Here is a 4,277-nt window from a genome sequence, read left to right on the forward strand (position 1 = left end):
AAAAAAACATTGCCTAACACGGGGTTAAGCTCATTGCCTTTTAGCTCATTCGATACATTTTCGGTATTCATAACTATTTGTTTTTGTGGTTAGTATTCTGGTTTACGAAGGTCGGCAACGAAGCCAAACCCCCAACCGTTGGCAAACATTTTAAACGAAAACACGAAATTAATATAAATCAACACCTAATAATCGTTTTGAAAAATTATAAATTAAGACTTAATAATAAACCAATAATCATATGACAGAATTTACTGAAAAGATAATAATTGGTTCTATTACACTAATTATTGGAATAATCCTCAAACACATTTGGGACAAATACATTAACAGAATTACAAAACTAAAATACTCAATATGGCATAATTATATTGGGTCTTCGATTGATGATGTGAAATTTGGTTCTGTAAAATTACTTTATAATGATAGTGAATTGAAAAATTTATATTCCTCAAATGTTATAATTAAAAATGAAACAGGTAAAGACCTATCTGATATAGAATTAAATATCTCTTGCGACAATCAGAGTTTAATTCTTGTTTCTCACGGTAGAAATGTAAATAGCATTAAAGAACTTGAGTTTACAGAAAAATATTCAGAAATAATAAATAATAATAATCCTAATGACGCTACATATATTTATACTAGAAGGGATTACGTTATTCCAGTAATTAACAGAGGGGACACCATTGAAATAACTTTATTAACAACTAATTATGCAAAGCAAAAGCCATTTTTGTTTGTTACAACAGAACATAAAGGTGTTAAACTAAAATATTACATTGAACAGATTAAACTAATGGGTGTTTCGCAATCGCATAGCACAATAATTGGATTAATTACATCTCTTATTATTTGTACACCAATATATTACTTCATAGACAGTAAATTATTAATTATAGTACTAATCCTTCTAAATGGGTGGATTTCTTCGCTTTATGGAGTAATAATATTAAAAACAAGTAATTGGTTGAAAAGGATAATTGAGTAAAAAAATGAAACTATAGTTAAGATATTCTGAATATAAAAAATGAATTTTAAAAGCATTTTATGGAAAGTTTAAAATACATATTATCAATTATTTCAGGAGGTATTTTACTAGAAGTGCTCAAACTTTTTTACCCTGACATAAAAAACATATTTAACAGAAAAATTGAAGCGAAAAAAATATTCAACAAACACTCTGACACAATTTTAAAATCAGCAGATGAACTATTTGGTAAAATTTATTCTCTTGCTAAAGAGGACTTTCAACTATTTACAAAATATAATAAGGATAAAGATGAAATGAATAAAATTTATGTACTTTACTTGTTTGCAAGTTTTTGGGCTAGCTTAAGTATATTAAAAAAAGAAAGTAGTTATTTTCATCTTGCTAGAATAAAAAAAGGAGAGAGATTGTTGTGTTTTGTTACTTCCTATGAATCGAAAAAGAATCGGATTTTAGATAGGTCTTATCAAAGAGCAATTGGGGAATCAGTTGTTCAAAAGGATAACTCTAATTATCAAATAATGTCTTTATTTGAATTCACGAATGAATATAATAATGAGGATTCGAACCTAAGAAAAGTAATTACTCCCTTAGAAAAATCATTATTTTTAACAGGTGATAAAACCCATCGTCAAAAAATTCTTCTTTTTGGAATAATTATTCAATCGTTAATTGATTTCTTAGATAGAAAACATAATGTTGTTCGAAACAGGGAACCATATATTAATAAACTTAGTTTAAAAACAAAGGGTGAGTTAAAAAATAGGATTTTTAATCATTATTTGACATTTGTTAAAAATGCTAGTATATACTATAAAAAACGACCTCCCGCCAAGTATGATTTGCAATTACTCGCAAAAAGCCTTTTTGGGAGAGTCCGTATCTTAAATAGATAAACTTTATCTTTAATTCTCAAAGATAACACTTTTATAATAATGAATCAAGTTTTTTATAAACTATTGCTATATAATTAACAAGTGTAAGTCTGAAATAATTAATAAAAAGGGAGAGAAAATGTTAAATAAATAAAAACGTTTGCCAACAAGGGGTGTAGCCAATGTGGGTTGATACTGGGACTTCGGAGCGGTTTCGCCCGCTCGGGCGTTTTCGTCGGGGGACGAAAACGTAACACGCTCTCCCACACTTGCCACACCCTCAGCCGTTGGGCAAAATAATGAGAGAAAACTATGGATAAAAATAAAAATACTGATAAAATGAATAAAATGAATCTAGAAAAAGACCTTGCAAAGTTAATGGAAGAAATTAAGAGGCAAGGATTTGAAACTACGGACGAGATTAACGATTTCTTAAAAAATTTGCAGGGACAAAGCCTAGATGAACTACCTGAAAGAACTGATAAAAAAGGTCGCTCACAGGATTTAGTTTTTGATGCTTACGAACAACCTGTTTCAAAAGGAAAGAAATTAGTTAAACAGGCTCTGGAACTTGACCCAAATAATGCAGATGCTTATAATTATCTTGCAAGTTTAGAAAAGGACATTGACAAGGCAATATCAATGTTTGAAAAAGCAATTAAAGCTGGCGAAAAGACTCTTGGAAAGACATTTTTCAAAGAAGAAAAAGGAAATTTCTGGGGGATGATTGAAACACGACCTTATATGCGAGCTAAAGCAGGTCTTGCAGACTGTTTTTATGTCAAAAATGAAGTTGATAAAGCAATTGAAATTTATGAGGAAATGTTGGAGCTAAATCCAAATGACAATCAGGGAATTAGGTATTTATTATCAACATTATTATTGAGTAAAGAAGACTTGTCCAGATTTGTAGGGTTTATAAAAAATTCTGAAGAAGAAGATTGTGCGGTTTGGAATTATAACAATGCTTTATATCAATTTAAAATATCAGGAAAGACAACAAAAAGTGATAAAGAATTACTGAAAGCATATAAAAGTAATAAATTTGTAATAGACTATATGTTAGGAGTTAAAGAAATGCCTAATGAATTGCCACGATATATTGGAATAGGAGATGAAAACGAAGCTATTTCTTATGTTAATGGAGCTTGGACAATTTGGGAAAAAACAGAGGGAGCATTAGATTGGCTTTATGAATTTAAACAAAATAGAATGAATCTGAATTAATTACTTTGCCCAACAAGGGGTGTACCCAATGTGGGGGATTTCTAGACAATCCAGCTGTTTCGCCCGCTTGGGGCGTCCTTATCGGGGGATAAGGACGCTGGCCCCGAACTCCCCCACTGGGTACACCCCCAGCCGTTATGCACAAAAATTATGAAGAGACTGATAATCATATGTTTGATAATAATTGCAACAATAAATACTTTTGGGTTAAAGCCCGAAAGAGAATATAGACTTCGTCCTGAAAATTATGCATTAATATACAAGGAATTAAAAGTTATAACTGATGATGGTCTAAAAATTAAAACGTGGTTTTTTCCTGCTCAAGACTCTGTATCAAACGAAGATTGGGAAAAAGCTTGGAAAAACCCTGTTAGAAAAGAATATAAGCTAAAATACAATCAACCGAGGCCAACCATTTTAATCTGCAATGGAGATGCAGGAAATATGTATTTGCTAATTCAATATGCAAAAGAACTTGTGACACAAGGATATAATGTTGTAACTTTTGATTGGCGTGGTTTTGGCGAAAGCGACAATTGGGAAACGGATGAAGATCAATTAGTTTATTTTGAATACTTAACTGATTATAATGCAGTATTAGACGAAGTGCTTAAACAAGATGAGGTTGATGGAAAAAGAATAGGTTTATATGGCTTTTCAACAGGTGCTTATTTATCATTTGCTATTTTTTCACAGAGAATCGAGACGAAAGCTTATGTTGGTAGAGCTTTATTGACAAATTTTGAATCATCTGTTAAGTTGTTGAAACAAAAACGTCCAGAAAGGAATATAATAATTCCTGAAAATTATCCCCTTGACTTATTGCCTGAAAGGATTGCTGGGAAAATTGAAAAACCTAGTTTTCTAATAGTGGGTGAACTAGATGACATTACACCTGTTTCAATGAGTTTAGAAATATTTAATTTATTGAAAGGCGAAAAACAACTGTGGGTTGTGAAAAACGCAACACACGGTGGTGCAAAGGGACCTGACTTTATAGACTTTAAGAAATTTATGTTGCAATTAAAGACATTTTATGATACAAATCTATAAAATTTCAGTGCATAACAAGGGGTGTAGCCAATGTGGGTTGACATTGGAACTTCGGAGCGGTTTCGCCCGCTCGGGCGTTTTCGTCGGGGGACGAAAACGTAACACGCTCTCCCACACTCGCCACACCCCCA

General features: G+C 31.7%; 4 protein-coding genes. All 4 read left to right on the forward strand.

Annotated elements, in window-relative coordinates:
- The first annotated feature begins 241 nt into the window (after positions 1 to 241).
- On the forward strand, positions 242 to 991 hold the full coding sequence (locus tag KO361_03230) for a hypothetical protein (GenBank protein ID MCC7574581.1): 750 nt from the start codon (positions 242 to 244) through the stop codon (positions 989 to 991).
- Between the two features lie 59 nt (positions 992 to 1,050).
- Complete coding sequence (locus KO361_03235; protein MCC7574582.1) at positions 1,051 to 1,887, forward strand: hypothetical protein; 837 nt, start codon at positions 1,051 to 1,053, stop codon at positions 1,885 to 1,887.
- 291 nt (positions 1,888 to 2,178) lie between these two features.
- Complete coding sequence (locus KO361_03240; GenBank protein ID MCC7574583.1) at positions 2,179 to 3,093, forward strand: tetratricopeptide repeat protein; 915 nt, start codon at positions 2,179 to 2,181, stop codon at positions 3,091 to 3,093.
- 174 nt (positions 3,094 to 3,267) lie between these two features.
- Positions 3,268 to 4,146 carry an alpha/beta fold hydrolase gene (locus KO361_03245; protein MCC7574584.1) on the forward strand — a complete coding sequence of 293 codons (879 nt, stop codon included), beginning with the start codon at positions 3,268 to 3,270 and terminating at the stop codon, positions 4,144 to 4,146.
- The last annotated feature ends 131 nt before the right edge of the window (positions 4,147 to 4,277 follow it).

It is taken from the genome of Candidatus Woesearchaeota archaeon (assembly GCA_020854775.1).
Classification (GTDB): domain Archaea; phylum Nanobdellota; class Nanobdellia; order Woesearchaeales; family 21-14-0-10-32-9; genus 21-14-0-10-32-9.